Origin of the sequence: Halobellus rufus (assembly GCF_000739575.1) — an archaeon.
Classification (GTDB): Archaea; Halobacteriota; Halobacteria; order Halobacteriales; family Haloferacaceae; genus Haloquadratum; species Haloquadratum rufum.
In genome coordinates, this window is sequence record NZ_BBJO01000009.1 from 151,018 (window position 1) to 173,759 (window position 22,742).

General features: G+C 68.7%; 22 protein-coding genes, 1 tRNA gene and 2 pseudogenes. 18 read left to right on the forward strand and 7 right to left on the reverse strand.

Features of this window, described 5'->3' with window-relative positions:
- Positions 1-75 precede the first annotated feature (75 nt).
- The 3 genes and pseudogenes from rpl18a to ftsY all read left to right on the forward strand — a co-directional run bounded on the left by rpl18a (position 76) and on the right by ftsY (position 2,032).
- Positions 76-261, forward strand: a complete 186-nt coding sequence (gene rpl18a, locus ACP99_RS05425) for a 50S ribosomal protein L18Ae (protein ID WP_049985612.1) — start codon at positions 76-78, stop codon at positions 259-261.
- The gene (gene pfdA / locus ACP99_RS05430) at positions 261-728 is read left to right on the forward strand and encodes a prefoldin subunit alpha (RefSeq protein WP_197052364.1); all 468 of its coding nucleotides are present in this window, start codon (positions 261-263) and stop codon (positions 726-728) included. Before rpl18a ends, pfdA begins: the two co-directional genes overlap by 1 nt.
- A 36-nt stretch (positions 729-764) precedes the next feature.
- A pseudogene (gene ftsY / locus ACP99_RS05435) lies at positions 765-2,032 on the forward strand (signal recognition particle-docking protein FtsY).
- A 25-nt stretch (positions 2,033-2,057) separates the two neighbouring features.
- Here the strand turns inward: ftsY and ACP99_RS05440 are convergent.
- Positions 2,058-2,705: a LysE family translocator gene (locus ACP99_RS05440; protein ID WP_049985614.1), complete on the reverse strand. Its 648-nt coding sequence runs from the start codon at positions 2,703-2,705 to the stop codon at positions 2,058-2,060.
- Between the two features lie 61 nt (positions 2,706-2,766).
- On the opposite strand from ACP99_RS05440, the gene ACP99_RS05445 reads away from it, so the two are divergent.
- The 4 genes from ACP99_RS05445 to ACP99_RS05460 all read left to right on the forward strand — a co-directional run bounded on the left by ACP99_RS05445 (position 2,767) and on the right by ACP99_RS05460 (position 6,551).
- On the forward strand, positions 2,767-4,173 hold the full coding sequence (locus tag ACP99_RS05445) for a signal recognition particle protein Srp54 (protein WP_049985615.1): 1,407 nt from the start codon (positions 2,767-2,769) through the stop codon (positions 4,171-4,173).
- A gap of 65 nt (positions 4,174-4,238) precedes the next feature.
- The gene (locus tag ACP99_RS05450; RefSeq protein ID WP_049985616.1) at positions 4,239-4,820 is read left to right on the forward strand and encodes a magnesium transporter; all 582 of its coding nucleotides are present in this window, start codon (positions 4,239-4,241) and stop codon (positions 4,818-4,820) included.
- Entirely contained in the window at positions 4,821-5,378 is a 558-nt protein-coding gene (locus ACP99_RS05455; RefSeq protein ID WP_049985617.1) for a magnesium transporter, read from the forward strand.
- 99 nt (positions 5,379-5,477) lie between these two features.
- The gene (locus ACP99_RS05460; RefSeq protein WP_049985618.1) at positions 5,478-6,551 is read left to right on the forward strand and encodes a nucleoside recognition protein; all 1,074 of its coding nucleotides are present in this window, start codon (positions 5,478-5,480) and stop codon (positions 6,549-6,551) included.
- Positions 6,552-6,569: 18 nt separating this feature from the next.
- Here the strand turns inward: ACP99_RS05460 and ACP99_RS05465 are convergent, their stop codons facing one another.
- Together ACP99_RS05465 and ACP99_RS05470 are read right to left on the reverse strand one after the other, a co-directional pair.
- Positions 6,570-6,989 (reverse strand): RNA-binding domain-containing protein, encoded by a 420-nt coding sequence (locus ACP99_RS05465; protein WP_049985619.1) that lies wholly within the window; start codon positions 6,987-6,989, stop codon positions 6,570-6,572.
- On the reverse strand, positions 6,986-7,642 hold the full coding sequence (locus tag ACP99_RS05470; protein WP_156105601.1) for an AAA family ATPase: 657 nt from the start codon (positions 7,640-7,642) through the stop codon (positions 6,986-6,988). The genes ACP99_RS05465 and ACP99_RS05470 overlap by 4 nt, the downstream gene beginning before the upstream one ends.
- Before the next feature lie 146 nt (positions 7,643-7,788).
- Between ACP99_RS05470 and ACP99_RS05475 the strand changes: the two genes are divergently transcribed.
- The 3 genes from ACP99_RS05475 to ACP99_RS05485 all read left to right on the forward strand — a co-directional run bounded on the left by ACP99_RS05475 (position 7,789) and on the right by ACP99_RS05485 (position 9,710).
- Positions 7,789-7,862: transfer RNA gene (locus ACP99_RS05475), tRNA-Arg, on the forward strand.
- Between the two features lie 253 nt (positions 7,863-8,115).
- Positions 8,116-8,481 carry a Rieske (2Fe-2S) protein gene (locus ACP99_RS05480; RefSeq protein WP_049985621.1) on the forward strand — a complete coding sequence of 122 codons (366 nt, stop codon included), beginning with the start codon at positions 8,116-8,118 and terminating at the stop codon, positions 8,479-8,481.
- A gap of 98 nt (positions 8,482-8,579) precedes the next feature.
- Positions 8,580-9,710 carry an amidohydrolase family protein gene (locus ACP99_RS05485; RefSeq protein WP_081927151.1) on the forward strand — a complete coding sequence of 377 codons (1,131 nt, stop codon included), beginning with the start codon at positions 8,580-8,582 and terminating at the stop codon, positions 9,708-9,710.
- A gap of 3 nt (positions 9,711-9,713) precedes the next feature.
- Here ACP99_RS05485 and ACP99_RS05490 read toward each other — a convergent pair whose 3' ends face one another.
- The gene (locus ACP99_RS05490; protein WP_049985623.1) at positions 9,714-10,028 is read right to left on the reverse strand and encodes a hypothetical protein; all 315 of its coding nucleotides are present in this window, start codon (positions 10,026-10,028) and stop codon (positions 9,714-9,716) included.
- A 141-nt stretch (positions 10,029-10,169) separates the two neighbouring features.
- Here ACP99_RS05490 and mdh point away from each other — a divergent pair, with 141 nt between their 5' ends.
- Positions 10,170-11,084: a malate dehydrogenase gene (gene mdh / locus ACP99_RS05495; protein WP_049985624.1), complete on the forward strand. Its 915-nt coding sequence runs from the start codon at positions 10,170-10,172 to the stop codon at positions 11,082-11,084.
- Positions 11,085-11,116: 32 nt separating this feature from the next.
- On the opposite strand, the gene ACP99_RS05500 is transcribed toward mdh, so the two are convergent.
- Both ACP99_RS05500 and ACP99_RS05505 read right to left on the reverse strand, forming a co-directional pair.
- On the reverse strand, positions 11,117-11,515 hold the full coding sequence (locus ACP99_RS05500; RefSeq protein ID WP_049985625.1) for a CBS domain-containing protein: 399 nt from the start codon (positions 11,513-11,515) through the stop codon (positions 11,117-11,119).
- Positions 11,516-11,730: 215 nt separating this feature from the next.
- A pseudogene (locus tag ACP99_RS05505) lies at positions 11,731-13,462 on the reverse strand (excinuclease ABC subunit C).
- A 125-nt stretch (positions 13,463-13,587) separates the two neighbouring features.
- On the opposite strand from ACP99_RS05505, the gene ACP99_RS05510 reads away from it, so the two are divergent.
- The 3 genes from ACP99_RS05510 to ACP99_RS05520 all read left to right on the forward strand — a co-directional run bounded on the left by ACP99_RS05510 (position 13,588) and on the right by ACP99_RS05520 (position 15,894).
- Positions 13,588-13,875: a hypothetical protein gene (locus ACP99_RS05510; protein WP_049985626.1), complete on the forward strand. Its 288-nt coding sequence runs from the start codon at positions 13,588-13,590 to the stop codon at positions 13,873-13,875.
- 109 nt (positions 13,876-13,984) lie between these two features.
- On the forward strand, positions 13,985-14,977 hold the full coding sequence (locus ACP99_RS05515; RefSeq protein ID WP_049985627.1) for an ABC transporter ATP-binding protein: 993 nt from the start codon (positions 13,985-13,987) through the stop codon (positions 14,975-14,977).
- Positions 14,974-15,894: an ABC transporter permease gene (locus ACP99_RS05520; RefSeq protein WP_049985628.1), complete on the forward strand. Its 921-nt coding sequence runs from the start codon at positions 14,974-14,976 to the stop codon at positions 15,892-15,894. Before ACP99_RS05515 ends, ACP99_RS05520 begins: the two co-directional genes overlap by 4 nt.
- Positions 15,895-15,904: 10 nt before the next feature.
- Here the strand turns inward: ACP99_RS05520 and ligA are convergent, their stop codons facing one another.
- Complete coding sequence (gene ligA, locus ACP99_RS05525) at positions 15,905-17,977, reverse strand: NAD-dependent DNA ligase LigA (protein WP_049985661.1); 2,073 nt, start codon at positions 17,975-17,977, stop codon at positions 15,905-15,907.
- A 236-nt stretch (positions 17,978-18,213) separates the two neighbouring features.
- Here ligA and ACP99_RS05530 point away from each other — a divergent pair, with 236 nt between their 5' ends.
- The 4 genes from ACP99_RS05530 to ACP99_RS05545 all read left to right on the forward strand — a co-directional run bounded on the left by ACP99_RS05530 (position 18,214) and on the right by ACP99_RS05545 (position 22,644).
- The gene (locus ACP99_RS05530) at positions 18,214-19,398 is read left to right on the forward strand and encodes a pyridoxal-phosphate-dependent aminotransferase family protein (protein WP_049985629.1); all 1,185 of its coding nucleotides are present in this window, start codon (positions 18,214-18,216) and stop codon (positions 19,396-19,398) included.
- 197 nt (positions 19,399-19,595) lie between these two features.
- Positions 19,596-20,981, forward strand: coding sequence for an O-acetylhomoserine aminocarboxypropyltransferase/cysteine synthase family protein (locus ACP99_RS05535; protein ID WP_049985630.1), 1,386 nt, complete (start codon positions 19,596-19,598; stop codon positions 20,979-20,981).
- Positions 20,978-22,183 carry a homoserine O-acetyltransferase MetX gene (gene metX, locus ACP99_RS05540; RefSeq protein WP_049985631.1) on the forward strand — a complete coding sequence of 402 codons (1,206 nt, stop codon included), beginning with the start codon at positions 20,978-20,980 and terminating at the stop codon, positions 22,181-22,183. The genes ACP99_RS05535 and metX overlap by 4 nt, the downstream gene beginning before the upstream one ends.
- Positions 22,184-22,230: 47 nt before the next feature.
- On the forward strand, positions 22,231-22,644 hold the full coding sequence (locus ACP99_RS05545; protein ID WP_049985632.1) for a hypothetical protein: 414 nt from the start codon (positions 22,231-22,233) through the stop codon (positions 22,642-22,644).
- The last annotated feature ends 98 nt before the right edge of the window (positions 22,645-22,742 follow it).

Sequence of the window (22,742 nt, forward strand, 5' to 3'; positions counted from 1 at the left end):
TCTCACGCCCCGAATCGCCCGTTCTCGGGATCCCGAGTAGGAAGATACTTCCCGCTCGCTCGGGAACCTACGGCCATGAGTGAGTTTACGGTTAGCGGCCGATTCCAGAGCCGCGATGGGTTCAGTGACTTTACCACTACCGTCGAGGCCCCGAACGGGAACGTCGCCCGCGACCGGGTGTACGCGAACATCGGCAGCCAGCACGGCCTGAAGCGCACGCAGATCGAACTCGACGAGGTCAACGAGGTGTCTGCGGCATGATGGGCGGCGGCGGCGGACAACAGCAGCTTCAGCAACTCTCCCAGGAACTGCAGGCGATCGACGAGGAGATCGAGGCGCTCGAAGCGGACGTCGACGACCTCGAAGAGGAGCAGACCGAGATCGACGAGGCGATCGAGGCGATCGAGACGCTCGACAGCGGGTCGACCGTCCAAGTTCCGCTCGGCGGCGGCGCGTACGTCCGCGCCGAGGTGCAGGACATCGACGAGATCATCGTCGGCCTCGGAGCCGACTACGCGGCCGAGCAGTCGGCCGACGACGCGATCGACGCCCTGGAGGCGAAACAGGACGCGCTCGACGATCGCATCGCGGAGGTCCGCGAGGAGATCGACGAGCTCGAAGACGAGAGCTCCGATCTCGAACAGCAGGCCCAGCAGATGCAACAGCAGATGCAGCAACAGCAGATGCAGCAGATGCAGCAGATACAGGACGAAGGCGACGACGAGTAACGTCGCACGCAGCACTCGATTCGCGGACCGACACCAATGTTTGACGGACTGAAAAAGAAACTCGACAGTTTCCGAGAAGACGTCGAGGAGACGGCGGCGGAGAAGGAACCGGCGGAAGCGAGGAGCCGACAGACTCAGACCGCGACGACGCCGCGGCCGACGCCGAACGTTCCGACACCGACGCCTCCGAGACCGCAGAGGCGTCCGCCGCCGAGGCGGACGAACGGCCCGCTGCGGACGCGACGGGTACGGAACCGGAAACTGTCGGCGACGAGGCGGCCGCGGCTCCCACGGCTCCGGACGAATCCACGTCGGCCGGTGAGGATACCACGGCCGACGACGCCGACGCGGTCGCCCTCGCCTCGGCGGAGGCCGAGGCCGCGCTCCGCGAGGACGAGGGAGAGGATTCGGGCCCCGGCAGGCTCAAGCGCGCGGCGGCGTTCGCCACGGGGAAGGTCATCATCGAGGAGGAGGACCTCGAAGACCCGCTCTGGGAGCTGGAGATGGCGCTCTTAGAGAGCGACGTGGAGATGAACGTCGCCGAGGAGATCCTCGAGACCGTCCGCGAGAAGATGATCGGCGAGACGCGCGCGCAGGTCGAGACGACAGCCGAACTCGTCGAGACGGCGCTGCACGACGCCCTTTACGACGTCATCAGCGTCGGCCAGTTCGACTTCGACGGGCGCGTCGCCGCGGCCGACAAGCCGGTGACGATCGTCTTCACCGGCGTCAACGGCGTCGGGAAGACGACGAGCATCGCGAAGATGGCCCGGTACTTCCAGCGGCAGGGCCTCTCGGTCGTGATGGCGAACGGCGACACCTACCGCGCCGGCGCGAACGAGCAGATCCGCAAGCACGCGGAGAACCTCGACACGAAGCTCATCACCCACGAGCAGGGCGGCGACCCGGCGGCTGTGCTGTATGACGCCGTCGAGTACGCCGAGGCCCACGACGTCGACGTCGTCCTCGGCGACACCGCGGGCCGGCTCCACACCTCCAACGACCTGATGGCCCAACTCGAGAAGATCGACCGCGTCGTCGACCCCGATATGACGCTGTTCGTCGACGAGGCGGTCGCGGGCCAGGACGCCGTCGAGCGCGCGAAGACGTTCAACGACGCCGCCGAGATCGACGGCGCGGTGCTCACGAAGGCCGACGCCGACTCCAACGGCGGCGCGGCAATCTCGATCGCCTACGTCACGGGCAAGCCGATTCTCTTTCTCGGGGTCGGCCAAGGCTACGACGACCTCGAACGCTTCGACCCCGAGCGGATGGTCGAGCGGCTCGTCGGCGGCGAGGAGTAGCCGCGGCGGCCTTCTCACGCGCGTCTCACTCGGTCGCCAGCGCCAGCCCCAGCGCGATCATCGCGCCGCCGCCGACCCAACTCAGCCGCGAGGTCGTCGTCGACGCGGTGAGCGAACGCCCCACGCGCTCGGACGCGACGGCGACGCCGCCCAGATACGTCGCCGTCAGGACGGCGTAGGTCGCGCCCAGCAGCAGCATCCGGGCCTCGGCGTCGGGGCCGGACCCGGCGAACCCGGGCAGGAACGCGAGGAAGAACAGCGCCACCTTGGGATTCAGGGCGTTGACGAGGACGCCGCGTCGGAAACTCCCCGTCGCGTCGGAAGCCCCGCCGGCGGTTGCCCCGTCGGACCCGCCGTCCCGGTCGGCAGCGCCACCGAACTCGTCGTTCCTGATCGCCTGCACGCCCAGGTAGACGAGGTAGACCGCGCCCGCGTACTTGACGACCTGATAGGCCGCTGGCGCGGCGCGGAGGACGGCAGCGAGCCCCAGCGTCGCGGCCGCGGTGTGGAAGAGGATGCCGGTGGCGATGCCGAACGCGGACCGCACTCCGGCCTCGCGGCCCTGAACCCCGCGGGCGAGGACGTACATCGTGTCCGGCCCGGGAGTCAGAACGAGCGCGATCGCGGCGGCGCAGAAGGCCAGATAGGTGGCGAGGTCGGGGACGACGGACACGCGCTGACCTCTCGCCGCCGCAGAAAAAGCCTTTACCCGCGTGGTAGCGTAGAGAGCGGTAATGGTACTCGACAATCTCGGGAGTTCCCTCCGCAGCAGTCTCGATAAGCTGCAGGGGAAGTCCCGCCTCGACGAGGAAGACGTCGAGGAGATCGTCAAGGAGATCCAGCGGTCGCTGCTCTCGGCCGACGTCGAGGTCTCGCTCGTGATGGACCTCTCCTCGTCGATCAAAGAGCGCGCGACCGAGGAAGAACCGCCCGCGGGGACGTCCGCGCGAGATCACGTCCTCAAGATCGTCTACGAGGAGCTCGTCGACCTCGTCGGCGAGTCGACGGACCTCCCCTTGGAGTCCCAGACGATCCTCCTCGCCGGGCTGCAGGGCTCGGGGAAGACGACGAGCGCCGCGAAGATGGCGTGGTGGTTCTCGACGAAGGGGCTTCGCCCGGCGGTCATCCAGACCGACACGTTCCGCCCCGGCGCGTACGACCAGGCAAAGCAGATGTGCGAGCGCGCCGAGGTGGAGTTCTACGGCGATCCCGACGAGTCCGACCCCGTCAAGATCGCCCGCGAGGGCCTCGAAGCGACCGAGGACGCCGACGTCCACATCGTCGACACCGCCGGTCGGCACGCGCTCGAAGCCGACCTCATCGCCGAGATCGAGGAGATCGAGTCGGTCGTCGAACCCGACCGCTCGCTGCTCGTCCTCGACGCCGCGATCGGACAGGGCGCGAAAGAGCAGGCCCGCGAGTTCGACGACGCGATCGGCATCGGCGGCGTCGTCGTCACCAAACTCGACGGGACGGCGAAGGGCGGCGGCGCGCTGACCGCCGTCAACGAGACCGGCTCCTCGATCGCCTTCCTCGGGACGGGCGAGACCGTTCAGGACATCGAGCGCTTCGAGCCGAACGGCTTCATCTCCCGGCTCCTCGGGATGGGCGACCTCAAACAGCTCTCCGAGCGCGTCGAGCGCGCGATGGCCGAGACCCAGGAGGAAGACGACGACTGGGACCCCGAGGACATCATGGAGGGCTCGTTCACCCTCAAGGACATGCAAAAGCAGATGGAGGCGATGAACCGGATGGGGCCCCTCGACCAGGTCCTCGATATGATCCCCGGGCTCGGCGGCGGATTCAAGGACCAGCTACCGGACGACGCGATGGACGTCACGCAGGACCGGATGCGCGCCTTCGACGTCATCATGGACTCGATGACGGAGGACGAACTGGAGAACCCCCGCTCGATCGGAGCCTCCCGCACCCGGCGGATCGCCCGCGGGGCCGGGAAAGACGAGGAGACCGTTCGCGAACTGCTCGAACAGCACAAGATGATGGAGCAGACCATCCAGCAGTTCCAGGGGATGGGCGACGGCGATATGCAGCGGATGATGAAGAAGCTCCAGAACCAAGGCGGCGGTGGCGGCGGGATGGGCGGCCTCGGCGGCGGTGGCGGCCTCGGGCCGTTCGGATAGCGACCTAACTTTCACTGCGGCGTCGACACGTCCGATTTTTCACCCCTCCGATCGTCGGTCGTCGTATGACCGTCCGGGACGTCGCCCGCGATGCGTACCGCGAGGCGCTCCCAGCGCTCGGGGCGAGCCTCGTCGGGGGGCTCGTCGCCGGCGTCATCCTCAGCGGGATGCGCGCGGAACTGCGCGCGGTTCCCGGCTTGTTAGTGCTCGTCCCGGCGCTGCTCGCGACGCGCGGCAACGTCTACGGCTCGCTCGGGGCCCGGATCTCGACGGCACTGCACCAGGGGCTCGTCGAACCGCGGATCCGCGGCGGCGACGAGCGACTGCAGTCCGCAGTCGCGGCCGCGCTCGCGAACGGCCTGCTCGTCTCGGCGTTCGCGGCTGTCGCCGCCTTTTCGATACTCACCGTTCTCGGCGACACCGTCGCGCCGCTGTCCGTCCTCATCGCGACCGCGCTCGTTTCCGGGCTCCTCTCGGGCATCGCGCTCGTCGGTGTCGTCGTCACGGTGGTGTTCGCCGGCTATCGCCGCGGGCGCGACCCCGACACGCTCGTCGGGCCGTTAGTGACGACCACCGGCGACCTCTTCGGGATGCTCTTTCTGCTCGTCGCGGTCAGGCTCGTGCTGTTCGCCTCGGGGGTGATCTGAGTGCCGACCGAGTGGACCGTCCGGGCGATCACCCGCGCGATGCTTCCCATCCTGCTCGTCCTCACGCTCGTCGAACTCGGGAGCGGACTGGTACTCGGTCGATTCGAGGCCCAGTTGCTGCAGTATCCGGCGCTCTTAGCGCTGGTTCCGGTGACGATCGGGACGGCGGGTAACCTCGGGAGCATCCTCGCGGCGCGGCTCTCGACGTCGTTTCACCTCGGGACGCTCTCGTTCTCTCCCGAGGACGAACACCTCGTCGGCAACGCGGTCGCCACGTTCGCGCTCGCGCTGTCGATGTTCCCCGTCGTCGGCGTCGGCGCGTGGGGACTCACCGCGCTGATCAGCGGCGCTCAGTTGCCGCTGCGGACGGTGTTCGCTATCGCTGTCGTCGCCGGGGTCGCGCTCGCCGTCCTCGTCATCGCCGTGACGTTCGCCGCGACGTACGTCGCCTACCGGTTCAGCCTCGACCCCGACGACGTCGTGATCCCGGTCGTCACCAACACCTGCGACGTACTCGGCGTGGTGGTCCTGTTCGCGGCCGTTCAACTACTGCTGTGAACCCCCGGCGTCGCCGGGCGCGGAACGGAGCACTGCGTAGCCGCGGCCGCGGGCCGCCGAACCGACGCCGATTAGTCGCTTCCGTCCGGAGTGGGGAGTATGGAACCGGGGGCACTCGTGGGAGCGGTCTGGCCCGTCCTCGCCGAAGTCGTCTGGCCCGTCCTCGTGGAGGTCGCCCCGCGGGTCGTCCGCATCGCCGCCTTCATCGCTGTCGGCGTCTTCCTCGCGAACGTCGCCGTCGGCTTCGGCCTCGTCGAGAAGATCGCGACGTTCTCGAAGTACCTCACCCGCCCGGCGAACCTCCCGGACGAGGTGGGTACGGCCATCGTCACGACCGCGGCGTCGACGACGGCGGGCTACGGGATGCTCGCTGACTTCCGGGAGTCCGGCCGGTTGAACGACGCCGAGACGCTCGTCGCCGTCACGATGAACACGTTCTTCGGGTTCGTCCAGCACATCTTCACGTTCTACGCGCCGGTGTTGATCCCGATTCTCGGACTCGAGGTGGGACTACTCTACGTCGGGGCGCGCGCCCTCATCGCGCTGGGAATCACGATCGCCGGCGTCGCCGCCGGGGCCGTCCTCCTCGCCGGCACGGACGCCGACGCGGGAGATCAGGGGGCGCCGAGCGTGGACGGACGGGCGGCCGCGACCACGCCGGACGGGGGTGTCGCGGACGCTTCGACGACGCCGGCAGACGCCGTGCAGGACGACGCCGACCCGCCGCGTGCGGTGCTCGAAACCGCCGCGGAGAAGACGTGGCCGAAGCTGAAGCGGATCGTTCCGCGGCTGGCGGTCGTCTACGTGCTGGTGACACTCCTCGTCCGGACGCAGGATCTCGAATCGGCCACGGGGGCCGCCGAACCGCTGACGGCGCTGCTCGGCCTCCCGGGGGCGTCGCTGCCGGTCGTCGCGGTGTTCGCCTTCGACACGACCGCCGGCGCGGCGACGATCGCGCCGATGATCGGGTCGACCTTCACGCCCCGGACCGCCGTCGCGACGATGCTGCTCGGCGGGATCATCTCCTTCGCCGTCTCGACGTTCAAGCGCTCGATCCCGTTTCAGTACGGCATCTGGGGCCCGGCGTTCGGCTCGAAGGTGATCGCGGTCAACACCGCGCTGAAGATCGTCTTCATCGCCGCCGCGCTGGTCGTCCTGCTCGCGCCGATCTGACGATCGGTGTCGGCCGGGCTACTCTCGCTCGTCGGGGTCGACCGGCCGTCCGTCCTCCGTCGGCGGCGCGACGTGGTCGATGTACGTCTCGACGTCGGGTTCGGTGACGGTGACGTGCACGTGGATGTCGCCCAGTTCGTCGGGGTTCCCGACCGCGAAGTTGACGACCCCCTTGAACGCCGCCTGCTTCTTCAGCGCGAACGAGAAGCCCTCGTCGTCGGCGCGCTTGAAGAACTCCGTCCGGGCCGTTTCGAGGATCGCCTGCTCGTGTAGCCGCTCGGAGAACCGCTCCAGCGAGTGCGTCTCGCCGACGAGTTCGCCGGGCTCGTGCTCGAACTCGACGTTCGGAAAGAGGTTCCGGACGGCGTCTTCGACGCGGTCGGTCACCTCGGTGTCGCGAACCGGCGCGACGATCCGGGCCTCCACGCGGTAGATCATCGCGACTCACCGGCGTCTGCCGCTGGCGTCGACCCTCGGGTTCGATCGCCCTCGGGATCTTCGAGCGGTTCGTCGCCGACGCGCACGTGTTCGTCGTCCGCGAGACTCGCGAGTTCGCCCGCCAAGATCGCTCGGACGCGCTCGCGGAACGCCTCGAGCGTGTCGGTGTTTTCGACGACGACGTCGGCGTCGTCCATCACCTCGCCCATCCCGAACCCGAGTTCGCGCTCCTCGCGCGCTCGCAGCGCCTCCCGGTCGACGTCGGAGCCGTCGCGGTCGCGTTCGAGCAGCCGCTCCGCGCGGGTCTCGAACGGCGCTTCGATGCTGACGAGCAGGAAGTCCTCCCCGAACGCCTCGCGGAACCGCTCGAGTTCGACGTCCGAACGGAGCCCGTCGACGAGGACGACGTCGCTCTCTTCGCCCTCCGATTCGATCAGCGGGAGCGACCGCTCGGCGATGGCGGCCGGGCCGCCCTCCTCGCGGAGCGTTCGCGCCATCTCGCCGTGGTGCTCCGCGGGATCGAGGCCGCGATCGCGACACGCCTGCCGGATTACGTCGCCCATCGTGACGACCGGAACGCCGCGCTCGCGGGCGACGGCGGCGGCCTCGCCCTTGCCGCTGCCCGGCAGTCCGACGGTGCCGATGACCTTCATTACGCGTGACTTCTCGGCACCGAGCCTTACGCGTTGCGCTCGGCGGTCTCCGACCGATCGGTCGTCGCCGGGATCCGCGCCGGAGACGCTCGCTCCGACGCCGAACCCGCATTCCTTTTTACCCGCGACCGAATTGAGTCCCACGAGGGCGCGTAGCTCAGTCGGACAGAGCGTCGGACTTCTAATCCGATGGTCGCGGGTTCGAATCCCGTCGCGCCCGTACAGCGAGGAGCGCAGCGACGAGCGAACCGGCACGCGGGATTCGAATCAGGGAGGAGTTTTGCTCCGACCGTGGTTCGAATCCCCTCACGCTCGTGAAATCGGTGATTTCACTCGCGCGACGTACTCCCGATCGCTGACGCTCTCGGGAGCCCCGTCACGCTGCGAAGTTGGCCGAGCTCCCTTACTGCTCCCCGCACCGCGATTGTGACAGGCTACCAAACTATTATGTCGGCGTCACCGAGAGTACGGATATGGCGACACACTCCGTCATCGACGCGGACGAACTGGATCCCGGCGACCACCTCGTCGTGGAACTGGAGGGAAAGGAGATCGGCGTCTACAACATCGACGGAGCGTACTACGCGTACACGAACTGGTGTGCACACCAGAGCGGTCCCATCTGTGAAGGCCCCACCTCCGGACTGTTGGAGGCCGAGTTCGATCGCGATCAGATGGAGACGACGACCGAGTACGTCCGGGAGGGCGAGATCGTGGCCTGCCCGTGGCACGGCTGGGAGTTCGACCTCGTCACCGGCGAGTGTCACTCGAAACCGGGCGTGAAACTGATCTCACACGACGTCGACGTCGAAGACGGCGAGATCCACGTGACCGTGTAGGGAGGCGTCGGCCACCGCCGTCTGATCGTCCCCGGCTCGCCGTGATCCTTCGTTGCAGTTGGCTGAACACTTATTGTGCAACCCTCGGAGTGTGTGGTATGGGAACGGCATCCACGCCATCCGAGGAAGAACCGATGGAGGACCTCCTCGTCGTCGACACCGACGTCCACGTCCCCGAGCACCACCCCGACATCGCCGAGAAGGTGGCCGCGAAGATGGAGATGCCGTACAGCCACCTTCTCGACCCGAACAAGGGGACCGGCGGCTACGGGTTCCCGTCGTCCGGCAGCCACAGCGAAGTCCCCGACACGCTCAGCGTCTTCGGCGGCCGCGACGACGTGTCGAGCGACGTCACCGACACCGAGGCGTACATCGACGAACCGCTCCGGGAGGGGTTCGGCGTCGACTACCCGATCATCAACATGCAGCCGATGTGGGACGTCTACCCCGACACCGAGCAGATCGTCCAGCAGATGCCGGCCGCGAACGACGTCCTCGTCGAGGAGTTCATGGACGCCAGCGACGACTACTTCGGGCTGATCGCCGTCCAGACCCGCGACCCGGAGGCCGCGGCCGCCGAGATCCGCCGCCTCGGCGACCACGACCAACTCGTCGGCGTGTTCATCCACCCCGGCGGCCAGGAGCGCGGCCTCGGCGAGTCGCGGTACGATCCGATCTGGGCCGCCGCGGAGGACCACGGCCTCCCGGTCGTCTTCCACACGACCGCCACCGGACATATGTGGGATATGGCGGGAATCTACCGGACGATGTCGGTCATGCCGGAGATCCACACGCTCAGTCACCCCTTCGCGATGATGTGGGTCGTCACGAGCCTGATCGCGAACGGGACGCCCGCGAAGTTCCCCGACCTGGAGTTCGTGATCCTCGAATCGGGGATCGGGTGGGTCCCGTACCTGATGTCGCGGCTCAACCGGGAGTACAGCACGTGGCGGAGCCAGGTCCCGCTGTTGGAGAAGATGCCGGAGGAGTACATCCGCGATCAGTTCTACTTCAGCACGCAACCGCTCGGCGAGTTCAACAAGCGGTCGCATATGGCCGATATGATCGACGTTCTCGGACCCGAAAGCATCATGTTCTCGACGGACCACCCCCACTACGACTTCGACAATCCCGAGTCGATCCGGGGGTTCTTCAGCCATCTCCCCGAGGAGGAGCAGCGGGCGGTCTTCGGCGAGAACGCTATCGAGGTCTTCGACCTGCCCGTCTGAGGACTACTCCAGCGCCCGCTCGACCCGTTCGCGAAAGGTTTCGGCGTCGAGGTGGTACCGCGTGTTCCCGTTCTCGTCGCGGGAGCGATCGACGGTGAAGGCGCGTTCGCCGTCGACTCTGACCTCCCAGTCGTCGGGGTACTCCGTATTGATCCCGAGCACGGTGATCGTACACCCGTGCTTCGACTCCAGTCGTGACACGACCTCGTGGACGTACGTGCCGTTCTCGAACCGCGCCGGCTCGTACGACGGGAGTTCCATCCGCTCCCGTTCGCGCTCGTTTCTGACCCACCAGTCGGGCTTCGCGCCGTCGTCCATAGCTGGCCGTACGGCGGCGTGGTGTTTGTATGTTGGTCGCGGTGCGACGAGCGGAGTGACGTCCCGCCGAGACGCGTTCCCGACGCGCGTTCGGCCCGCGCCAAAGCGTTTAATCGACCACGGAGGCAACTCTCACCCGATATGACGAAAGTAAGCGTGGTCGGCGCGGCCGGAACCGTCGGCGCCGCGGCGGGGTACAACCTCGCGCTTCGCGACGTCGTCGACGAACTCGTCTTCGTCGACATTCCGGACAAGGAAGACGAGACCGTCGGGCAGGCGGCCGACGCGAACCACGGCGTCGCCTACGACTCCAACACCGAAGTCGTGCAGGGGACCTACGAGGACACCGCGGGCTCGGACGTCGTCGTCATCACGGCGGGCATCCCGCGTCAGCCCGGACAGACGCGGATCGACCTCGCGGGCGACAACGCGCCGATCATGGAGGACATCGGCTCCTCGCTGGCGGAGTACAACGACGACTTCGTCTCCGTGACGACCTCGAACCCCGTCGACCTGTTGAACCGCCACCTCTACGAGTCGGGCGGGCGCGACCGTCACAAGGTGATCGGCTTCGGCGGCCGCCTCGACTCCGCGCGGTTCCGCTACGTCCTCAGCCAGCGCTTCGACGCGCCCGTGAAGAACGTGGAGGCGACGATTCTGGGGGAGCACGGCGACGCGCAGGTGCCCGTCTTCTCGAAGGTCCGCGTCGACGGCGCGGATCCCGAATTCACGGCCGACGAGCGCGAGGAGATCCTCGGCGACCTCCAGGAGTCCGCGATGGACGTCATCGAGCGCAAGGGCGCGACGCAGTGGGGTCCCGCGACGGGCGTCGCCCATACGGTCGAGGCGATCCTCCGGGACACCGGCGAGGTGCTCCCCGGCTCTGTCGTCCTCGACGGCGAGTTCGGGTACGAGGACACCGCGCTGGGCGTCCCCGTCAAACTCGGCTCCGACGGCGTCGAGGACGTCGTCGAGTGGGACCTCGACGACTACGAGCGCGAACTCTTAGACGACGCCGCGGAGAAGCTGTCCGAGCAGTACGAGAAGATCGCGTAACTACGCGAGCTATTCACCCGATATGTAGCCTCTCAGACGCTCGCTGTCTGGAACTGTGAGACGTACGCTGCGAGATCAGTTGTCGTCACGATACCGATGACGGCACCCTCGTCGTCGACCACCGGGACGTGGTGGATGCTGTGCTCGATCATCGACTCGGCGACCTGCGCGATCGGGACCTGCGCGGTCGTCGTCACCGTCGTGTCGGACATATACGTCGAGACGGGCGTCCGATCTTTCGGCTTCCGCTCAGCGACGATCTTCACGAAATCCGTGTTCGTCAAGATTCCAACGAGCTGACCGTCGTCGACGACGACGACGGATCCGATCTCCCCGTCCAGCATCTTCTGTGCGGCCTCCTCGACCAGCGTGTCGGGCGAGACGGTGTGTACGGGTGAGGACATCACTCGTGCGACGAAAATATCGTCCATATCTCAGAGACGGGCGTTAACGACTATTAATGATTTGGCTCTCGGCGGTCGACTGTCGGGCGATTGTTTATATACGATGGCGCGGCCAGCGACCCCGTGAGCTGAATACTACCCCGCGTCGGGCCGCGGTTGCTCGGCACGACGACGCGGGGAATTGGTGGGCGTCGCGAACGCGAGGTCGCGCCGCCACCGACACGGGTGCCGACTGTCCGCCCCTACAACCGATCGCGGATCGTCCGCGCGGTCCGCTCGCCGACGCCGGGGACGTCGGTCAGGTCCGCCGTCGACGCGTTCCGGACGTTCTCGACGCTCCCGAACCGCCGCAGGAGGGCGGTTCGCGTCTTCTCGCCGACGCCGGGGACGTCGTCGAGGACCGTCCGGACCTCGTCCCGCAGCGTCTGGTGGTACTGGACCGCGAAGCGGTGCGCCTCGTCGCGGACGCGCTGGAGGACGTGCAGCGCGGGGTCGTCGCTGTCCCAGTCGTGCACGCCGTCGGGTGTTATGACGAGCTCTCGCTCCTTCGCGAGCGCGGCGACCGGCACGTCCCAGCCGGTCTCCGCGAGCGCGTCCCGGGCCGCGCCGAGCTGTCCCTCGCCGCCGTCGATGAGCAGCAGGTCCGGATCGGGACGGTCGTCCCGCCCCTCGATGGCGCGATCGGCGCGCCAGCGGACGAGATCGCGCATTCTCGCGTAGTCGTCGTTGCCCTCCTCGAGTCGTTTCCGGCGGTAATCCGCCTTCTCCGCGGAGCCGTCGACGAAGCAGACGTCGCTGCCGACGACGGCCGTCCCCCCCGCGTGGCTCACGTCGAACCCCTCGATTCTGGAGACGCTCTCCAGTCCGAGCGCGTCGGCGAGCCTCGCGAGGCCATCTCCCCGTTCCGGGCCGCTCCGGGCGTTCTTGAGCGCCAGCTCCACGAGCTTCGATTCCCGGCCGGCACCGGGAACGCGGACGTCGACGCCTTCGGCGTTCAGCCACGCGACGGCGTCGGCGTCGTCCGGCGCTCCGAGCAGAGGATCGCGTCCGGGAAGTCGCGCTCGGCGTAGTACTGCGTCAGGAACGCCGTGAGCACCGCCGCCGAGCGCTCGCCGCCCTCGGGGGCGTCGAGGCGGTGTCGCGATCGGTCGACCAACTGCCCGCGCTCGCTGTGCAGTCGCGCCACCGTCGCACCGTCTCCCTCGACGGCGACGCCGAGGACGTCGACCGCGCGCTCGTCAGTCCGCGTCGAGACGGCCTCCTCGCCCTCGCCGTGGAACGATTCGACGGGTCGAGTCGGTCCCGGAGGTTCGCCGCGCGCTCGAACTGCTCGGCCTCGGCCGCCTCGTCCATCGCCCGTCGGAGGGGATCGGCGAGCGCGCCGGTCTCGCCCTCGAAGAACCGGACGACCGATTCGACGTCCTCCCGGTACGCCTCGGCGCCGATCTCACCGGTACAGGGAGCGGTGCACAGCCCCATCTCGTAATCGAGACAGGGACGCTCGCGGTTCGCGTACTTGTGGTCCGAACAGCCCCGGAGCCCGTAGGTCTCCCGCAGCGCCTTGACCACGGTATCGACGCGCCCCTTGTCGGTGAAGGGACCGAAGACCGTCGCACCGGGGTCGGGATCTCGGGTGACCTCGATCCGGGGGATCGAGTGGTCCGTCAGTTGCACCAGCGGGTAGGACTTGTCGTCCTTCAGCCGGACGTTGTACCGCGGCTGGTGGCGCTTGATCAGGTTCGCTTCGAGCAGCAGCGCCTGCGTCTCGGTGTCGGTGACGGCGACGTCGATCGCATCGGCCCGCTCGACCATCTGCCGGATGCGCTCGCTCCGCGGGTCCGCGTACGAGCGCACCCGGTCGCGGACGTCGACCGCCTTGCCGACGTAGACCACGTCGTCGCCGTCGAGGAACTGATAGACGCCGGGATCGGTGGGCAACTCCGCGGCTCGCTCGCGAAGTTCGCTGTGCTCCATCGCCTCGACGTAGCGGCCGAGCGGGCTTGAGGGTGACGCGATGGGGGTTGGGACGTGGTTGGCTGCGACGATGCCGACGAAACGGAGGCGGTAGCTACAAACCGCTGCCGCGCCGACCGGCGGCTATGACCGACGCCGACGACGGCGACGACACCGTCCGCTGCTGGCTGGTCGAACGGACGTACACCGACCGCGGACTCGTCGATATGACCTACGCGACGCCCGACGGCACCGCCGTCCGCCGAAAGCAGGTCTCGACGACGATTATGCGGCAGCGCGGGAGCGGCACCACCGCCGCGGTCGACGTCGACGCCGACGACCTCGAACCGGTCGACGACGCGGAGACGAGCGAACGCTACGCGGCGGAGGTCGAGCGCGTGCGCGAGCAGCACGCGCCCGACGACGAGATATAGGAGCGTCCCGGAGTCTCCGTACAAGAGTCCCTCGGAGCCTTCGGACCCCGAGTCTCAGCGCTGATTTTCTCACCAAACGCTTTATGCGCGGATCGAACAACCGACGCGTATGAGTGCTATCGACCTAGACGGGGTGACCAAACGGTTCGAAGACGTCACCGCCGTCTCGGACCTCTCTCTCACCGTCGAGGAAGGGGAGATCTTCGGCTTTCTCGGTCCGAACGGCGCGGGGAAGTCGACGACGATCAACTTCCTCCTCGACTTCGTTCGCCCGACGTCGGGGACGGTGACGGTCCTCGGGCACGACGCCCGAGAGGACAGCGTCGCGGTCCGAGAGCGCACCGGCGTGCTCCCGGAGGGGTTCGACGTGTACGACCGGCTGACCGGTCGGGCGCACGTCGAGTTCGCTATCGACTCGAAAGACGTCGACGCCGATCCCGACGCCGTCCTCGAACGGGTCGGACTCGCGGACGCGGCGGACCGACAGGCGGGCGGCTACTCGAAAGGGATGCGCCAGCGCCTCGCGCTCGCGATGGCGCTCGTCGGCGACCCCGAACTCCTGATCCTCGACGAACCGTCCTCGGGACTCGACCCCGCGGGCGCGAAAGAGATGCGCGAGATCGTCCTCGCGGAGGCCGAGCGCGGGACGACCGTCTTCTTCTCCAGTCACATCCTCGAACAGGTCGAGGCCGTCTGCGACCGCGTCGGGATCCTCCGCGCGGGCGAACTCGTCGCGGTCGACTCGATCGAGGGCCTCCGCGAGGCCTCCGACGCCGACGCGACGCTCCGGGTGACGGTCGGGGAGCGCGTGGACGACGACGTTCTCGCGGCGGTCCGCGACCTCTCGGGCGTCGACCGCGTCGAGCGCGACGGCGACGACGCGCTCCGCGTCGCCTGCGAGAGCGACGCCAAGACGCGCGTGGTGACCGAACTGGAGGACAGCGGCGTCAGCGTCACCGACTTCACGACCGAGGAGGCCTCGCTGGAGGACCTGTTCCTCGCGTACACCGAGCGCGACGAGGACGTCGGGGGCGGAGCCGACGCGCCCGCCGACGACCCGACCGAAGACGCGCCGGTCGAGGACGCGGAGGTGTCGCGATGAGCTGGCAGGCCGTCGCGCGCAAGGAGTTCCGCGACGCCATCCGCTCGCGGTGGCTCCACGGCTCGACGCTGTTCTTCGTGCTCTTTCTCGGCGGTGCGCCGGCGCTGTTCTTCGGCCTGCTGATCCCGGCGGACCTCCGACAGATCTCGAACCTCTTCGGGTTCTTCGCGGACCTCGGCGTCTTCAGCTTCTCGTTCCCCGGGCTGCTCGCGCTCATTCTCGGATTCGTCGCGCTGTCGACGTCGTACGGCTCGATCACCGAGGAGCGCGAGAGCGGCTCGATCAAGCTCCTGCTGTCGCTGCCGAACTCCCGGCTCGACGCGATGGTCGGGAAGCTGCTCGGACGCTCGGCCGTCGTCGTCGTCGCGCTACTCGTCGGGTTCTTCGCGACGTTCCTCGTGCTCCTCGCGACGGGAACCCGGTTACAACTGGGTTCGTTCGTCCCCCAGATCGCGCTCACGGCGCTCGTCGGGGTCGCGTTCGTCTCGATCGGGCTGAGCCTCTCGGCGCTCGCTGACTCGAACCGCGAGGCGACGCTCGCGACGATGGGACTGTACCTCGTCTTCGCCGTCCTCTGGGGGTCGATCTCGGAGGGGATTCCGAAGCTCCTGAACTACGCGGCGGAACAGGTCGGGATCGGCGGGATCTCCGAGGTCCTGCGGGTCAAGATCGGCGTGTTCCTGAAGTACCTGAACCCGCTGAAGACCTACGAGACGCTCGCTGCGCAGGTGTACTACGGGCCCGAACAGGCCCGACTGGTCACGACGACGTTCGGGGAGCAGGCGATCCTGACGCCCGTCCTCGAGGAATCGGTCCCGTTCTACTTCTCGGGGTGGTTCCTCCTCGTGATCCTGCTCGCGTGGGTCGTGGTCCCGGCCGTCGTCGGCTACTGGGCGTTCGAGCGCGCGGATCTGTAACCTTTCTCGCTCACTCGTCGGGCGGATACTCGATCCCGCGTTCGGCCAACAGCTCTCGAAACTCCGCCTCGTCGAGCACCGGCACGCCGTTGGCTTCGGCGTCGTCGCGTTTCGTCTGTCCGGGATTCTCGCCGGCGACGAGGTAGTCCGTGTTGCCAGAGACGCTGCTCGTCGCCGACGCGCCGTGTCGCTCGACGAGGTCCTGTGCCTCGCCGCGGGTCACCGACAGCGATCCGGTGAAGACGAACGTCAGCCCGTCTAATTCGTCGTTCCCGTCGACGACCTCGACCGTTTCGGGCTCGACGCCGACCTCGCGGAGTTCCTCGACGACCGCGCGGTTCTTCTCGTTCGCGAAGAACTCGGCGATGTGCGCGGCGACCGTCGGTCCGACGTCGTCGACGGCTCTGAGCGCGTCCGCGTCGGCCGCGATCACGGCGTCCAGCGACCCGAACGTCCGCGCGAGGTTCTTCGCGGTGCTGCCGCCGACTTCCGGGATCCCGAGCGCGACGAGGAAGTCCGAGAGCGGAGGTGAACGGGTGGCGTCGACGGCGTCGACGAGGTTTCGCGCGCTCGTCTCGCCCCAGCCCTCCAAGTCCGCGAGGTCGTCGACCGAGAGCCGATAGAGGTCCGGAAGCGACGTCACCACGCCCGCGTCGACGAGCTGTTCGACCCGCTCCTCGCCGAGGCCGTCGATGTCGAGCGCACCGCGGCTCCCGTAGTGGACGATGGCGCGGATCAACTGCGCGTCGCAGGTGAGCCCGCCGGTGCAGAACGCCAGCGGACCGTCGCGCTCGACGGGGCTGCCGCAGATTGGACACCTCTCCGGGAAGTCGAACGTCCCCGCGGCGCGCTTTTCGGTCACCTCGGCGACCTCGGGGATGACGTCGCCCGCGCGGCGGACGCGCACCTCGTCGCCGACGTCGACGCCGAGGCGCTCGATCTCCTCGGGGTTGTGCAGAGAGGCCCGCGAGACGGTCACGCCGCCGACGTCGACGGGATCGAGCAGAGCGACCGGGGTGAGCCGCCCGGTCCGACCGACCTGCACGACGACGTCCGTGATCCGCGTGATCTCCGCGCGAGGCGGGAACTTGTAGGCGAACGCCCAGCGGACGGCGCGGCTCGTCGCGCCCAGTCGCTCGCGGGCGTCCCGGGCGTCGACTTTGATGACGGTGCCGTCGATCTCGTAGTTCAGCGCCTCGCGCTCGTCTAGGAGGCCGTCGCGGTAGTCGATCGCCTCCTCGACCGACTCGACGACCGCGACGCGATCGTTGACGTGGAGGCCCCACTCACGAAGTCGGTCGAGCGTCGCCGACTGGCTCTCCGGCACCTCGCTCGCGTCGAGGACGTCGTAGAAGAAACAGTCGAGCGGTCGGTCGGCGACGACGGTGGGGTCGAGTTGTCTGAGCGTGCCCGCGGCGGCGTTTCTCGGGTTCGCGAACGGCTCCTCGTCGCGCTCGACGCGCTCGCGGTTGTGCTCGCGGAAGGCGTCGCGGGGCATGTACACCTCGCCGCGGACGGCCAGGGAGTCGGGGTAGTCGCCGCGGAGCCGCAGCGGGATCGAGCGAATCGTCCGCACCTGCTCGGTGACGTCGTCGCCGCGCTCGCCGTCGCCGCGGGTCGCCGCGCGGACGTACTCGCCGTCCTCGTAGACGACTTCCACCGAGAGGCCGTCGAACTTCGGCTCGCAGACGTAGTCGACGTCGCCGACGGCCTCGCGCACGCGGCGGTCGAACTCCCGGAGGTCGTCGGCGTCGGTCGACTGCTCGATCGAGAGCATCGGCGCGCGGTGCTCGACCGTCTCCAACTCGTCCAGCGGTTCGCCGCCGACCCGCCGGGTGGGGCTGGTCGACGAGTCGAGGTCGAACGCCTCCTCCAATTCCCGGAGCCGCGCGAACAGTTCGTCGTACGCGCGGTCGGCGATCAGCGGCTCCGCCCGCACGTAGTAGCGGTGGTCGTGCTCGCGGATCGCCGCGCGGAGGCGCTCGGCCTGGGATTCGGCCTCCTCGCGAGTCAGCGATTCGACGGGCTCGAAATCGGTGTCCGGCTCCCGAAGGTAGGGGTTGTCGGGATCGGCGTACGTCAGTTCCGGGACCCTGCCGCTCCGTTCGTTCCCCGCCGCCTCCGACGGCGTCTCCTCGCTCATCCTATCGGCGGGTCGGACGGAGCGGAGTTAGATGCTTCGTCGGGCGGTGGCCCGCCTCGGCGGTGCCGCGCGGCCGTCGCGATAGCGCGTCCGGACGAACGAGTGCCGGCGCGAGAGCGCCCACAGCGTCGGCGGAAACTCGTATCGCTTATCCCTGCGGACCGCAATCGCCGCGTATGGAAGAGGACTTCCTGCTCCTCAACCCCGGCCCGGTGCCGATCACCGACGAGGTGTCACAGGCGATGGACCAGCCGATGGTCTCACACCGGTCCGCGGCGTTCGAGGCGGTCTACGAGCGTGCACAGGACGGTCTCGACTACATCTTCGAGCAGTCGACGCTCGACGGATCCTCGACGGCGACCGCGGCGGGCGGAACCTCGCTCATCCTCAACGGGACCGCGTCGATGGGGATGGAGGCGGCCGTCGCCAACCTGGTCGGAGACGGCGGCCACGTCGTCGCGCTCGTCAACGGGAAGTTCGGGCGCCGCTTCGCGCGGATCGCCGAGCGCTACGCCGACGTCACGCGCGTCGAGGTCCCGTGGGGCGAGTCGATCCCGCTGGAGGACGTCCGCGCGGTCGTCACCGAGGAGACGGACGTCGTCACGATGGTCCACAACGAGACGAGCACGGGGCTTCTCAACCCCGTCGCGGGCGTCGGCGAGATCGCCGCGGAGTACGACGCGCGCTTCGTCGTCGACGGCGTCACCTCGATCGGCGGCGACGTCTTCGAACTCGACGAGTGGAACGTCGACGTCGCGATCACCGACTCCCAGAAGGCGCTCGCCGCGCCGCCGGGGATCAGCGCGATGTACGTCACCGGAGAGGTCGAGGAGCACCTCGACGGGGAGTCCGCGCCGTTCTACGAGGACTTGGAGTGGCACCTCCGGAAGGCCGATTCCCACCAGACGCCCTTCACCAGCGCCGTCCCGCTGTTCCGCGCGATGGCGGTCGCCGTCGAGGACATCGTCGAGGAGACGATGCCGACGCGGATCGCCCGACACCGCCGGCAGGCCGAGGCGTTCCGCGCCGGGTTCACGGCGATGGGGCTGGATCTGTTCGCGGCCCCCACGGGCGAGACCGAACTGTCGAACACCGTCACGGCGGTGTCGCTCCCGGACGCGGTCTCGGGCGACGACGCCGACGACTTCTTCGACGGCATCACAGAGCGCAACGTCAGCATCTCCGGCGGGCAGGGTCACCTCGGCGGCACGATCTTCCGGGTGAGCAATATGGGCGGGCTCCCCGACGCGGCCATCCTCCGCGGCGTCCGGACCGTCGGCGAGGCGATGGCGGACGCGGGCGTCGACGTCGACGTCGCGGCCGGGGTCGACGCGGCCGAGGCGGAACTCGACGCCGAGTGAGCAACGTCGCGGCCGGGGTCGACGCGGCCGCGACGAACCGATTCTTCGGTCTCTGTCCCCCTGTTCTTTCGTCTCTCGACCGACGCGCGTCGCGACTTCGGAGGCCGCCTCCGGAAGGAGACGCGGTACCACGCCCCGCACAGCGCCCGTAACCGCTGGTTATAAGTCTCCGAGCGAATATGCGTATTACACATAGAATGGTCGATGGCTTCCACACCCGGAGTCTGCACGCCGGTCAGGAGCCGGACGAGGCGACAGGCGCGCGAGCGCCGCCGCTCTACCAGACGACGTCGTACGCCTTCGAGGACGCCGACCACGCCGCGGACCTCTACGCCCTCGCGGCCGACGGCGACGTCTACTCGCGGATCTCGAACCCGACGACGCGGATATTAGAAGACCGACTCGCGGCGCTGGAGGGCGGGGTCGGAGCGGTCGCAACCGCCTCGGGGATGGCCGCGCTCGACTCGGCGACGAGCATCCTCGCCAGCGCGGGCGACAACGTCGTCGCCTCGGCGGATATGTACGGCGGAACCGCGACCTACTTCAACAAGATGGCGACGCGCCGGGGCGTCGAAATCCGGGTTGTGGACACCCTCGATTACGAGGCGTTCGAGGAGGAGATCGACGAGGACACCGCGTTCGTCCACGTCGAGACGATCGCGAACCCGTCGCTGAAGACGCCCGACTTCGAGCGCCTCGCGGACGTCGCCCACGGCAACGCCGCGCCGCTGGTCGTCGACAACACGTTCGCGACGCCGTACCTCTGCCGACCGATCGAGCACGGCGCGGACATCGTCTGGGAGTCGACGACGAAGTGGATCCACGGGTCGGGCACGACGATCGGCGGGATCCTCGTCGACGGGGGCACGTTCCCGTGGGAGCACGCCGACTACGACGAGCTCTCGGGGACGAACCCGGCCTTCGGGATCGACTTCGTCGAGCGCTACGGCGACGCCGCGTTCGCCAACGCGGCCCGCCAGCGCGCGCTCCGCACGCTCGGCAACCAGCAGTCGCCCTTCGACGCCTGGCAGACGATTCAGGGGCTGGAGACGCTGCCGCTCCGGATGGCCCGCCACTGCGAGAACGCCCGCGCCGTCGCGGAGTTCCTCCGGGAGCACGACGACGTCGCGTGGGTCTCGTACCCGGGCTTCGAGTCGCACCCGACACACCAGAACGCCCAGCGGTATCTGGGCTCCGAGGACGGTGAGAGTACTCCCCACAACCGCACCGGCAGGGCAGCCGACACCGGTGGAGCCCCCCACGGCGGAGAGTTCGGCGGAATGGTCACCTTCGGTCTCGCCGGAGGCTTCGAGGCGGCCAAGCGGACCTGCGAGGAGACCGAACTCGCCTCCTTCCTCGCGAACATCGGCGACGCGAAGACGCTCGTCATCCACCCGGCGTCGACGACACACGCCCAGCTCTCCGAGGAGGAACAGCGCGCGGCGGGGCTCTCCCCGGAGATGCTCCGGCTCTCGGTCGGGATCGAGGACGCCGACGACGTCATCGCCGATCTCGACCGCGCGATCACCGCGGCGGGCCGAAGCGTTTCGGGAACCGAGACCGAAGCGGGGGACGAGAAATGAAGACCGACAGCGGGACCGTCGACCTCGGTCGATTCGACTTCGAGTCCGGCGACGAGATCGAGAACCTCGAAGTCGCCTACGAGTCCTACGGCGAGTTCGACGGCGAGAACGCGATCCTCGTCTGTCACGCGCTCACCGGCAGCCAGAACGTCGCGGGCTACGGCTCCGGGACGGCCGGGCAGGCGCGCGCGTGGTGGAACGACATCGTCGGGCCCGGGAAGGCCATCGACACGAACGAGTACTACGTCGTCTGCGCCAACATCCCCGGGTCGTGCTACGGGACGTCGGGACCGTCGTCGGAGGATCCGGCGGGAGAGGTGTACGGCACCGACTTCCCGCCCGTCACGGTCGGCGACTGGACGCGCTCCCAACGGCTCCTCCTCGACGAACTCGGCGTCGGTCGCCTGCACGCCGTCGTCGGGGGGAGCGTCGGCGGAATGAACGCCCTCGACTGGGCGAAGCGCTACCCCGACGACGCCCGCCACGTCGTCTCCATCGCGGCGGCCGCCCGCCTCGACGCGCAGTGTCTCGCGCTCGACGCCATCGCGCGCCGCTCGATCACGACCGATCCGAACTGGAACGGCGGCGACTACTACGACAGCGAGGCGAAGCCGGACGACGGCCTCGCGCTCGCCCGCCAGATCGGGCACGTGATGTACCTCTCGAAGGCGTCGATGGAGCAGAAGTTCGGTCGCCGCGCCGCCGGCCGCGACGCGCGGCGGGACTCCTTCCCGTCGGACCCCGCCGCGGCGTTCTTCCCGTACCGCGACGTCGAGTCCTACCTCGACTACCAGGCGGAGAAGTTCGTCGAGCGCTTCGACGCCAACTCGTATCTGTACCTCACCCGCGCGATGGACGACTACGACCTCGCGGAGGGCTACGAGGACGACGCCCGCGCGCTCGCCGCCTTCGAGGGCGAGGCGCTCTTGCTCTCCTTCACGGGCGATTGGCACTTCACCACCGAGCAGTCCGAGTCGGTCGCGAGCGCCTTCCGCGCGAACGACGCCCCCGTCGCCCACCACGTCATCGACTCCGACCACGGCCACGACGCGTTCCTCGTCGAACCCGAGAAGGTCGGCCCGCCGCTGCGGGACTTCCTCGACTCGGGCGTGGAGGGGCGCGCCGTCCACGACACCGACGATCCCGACCCCGACACCGGCGAGGACTTCGCGCCGGTCCACGCGTCGCTGTTCAGTCAGTGAGCGATGAAACCCGAACACACTTTTCTCGCCCCCTCGTCCGGCCAGGTATGACTCCCGCCGATCTCCTCTCTCGGCTCGTGGGCCTCGCCGCCGGGCTCGCGGGCGTCGTCCTCGCGTGGGTCGGGCTCTTCGTCCCGCTCGCGGTCGTCGACGGCGCACGCGGCGTCGACCTCCTCGCCCGCGGCGCGGTCGCGAACGTCGCCGTCGCCGGTGCCGTCGTCGGGATCGGGTTCCTGCTCGCGGGCTCGGCCGTCGCCCTCGATCGGGGCCGGACGCTCGCCGTCTCCGTCGGCGGCGTCGCGCTCGCCGCCGTCGCCGCGCTCCTCGCAGTCGGCGTCGACCCCGGAACCGTCCCGCCGACCGCCGCGGACGGCGTCGGCGTCTTCGGCGCGCTCGGCGTGGGCACCGTCGCGCTCGCGCTCGTTCTCGCGGGTGCGCGGATCGGGAACCGGACGGTCTGAGGGCTTCGCCTCTAGCGACCGGGGGTCCGATCCGGACGGACCGGCGTCGCCGACGACGGACCCAGCCCACCGACGCGTCCGCGCTCGATCGTTCCCGG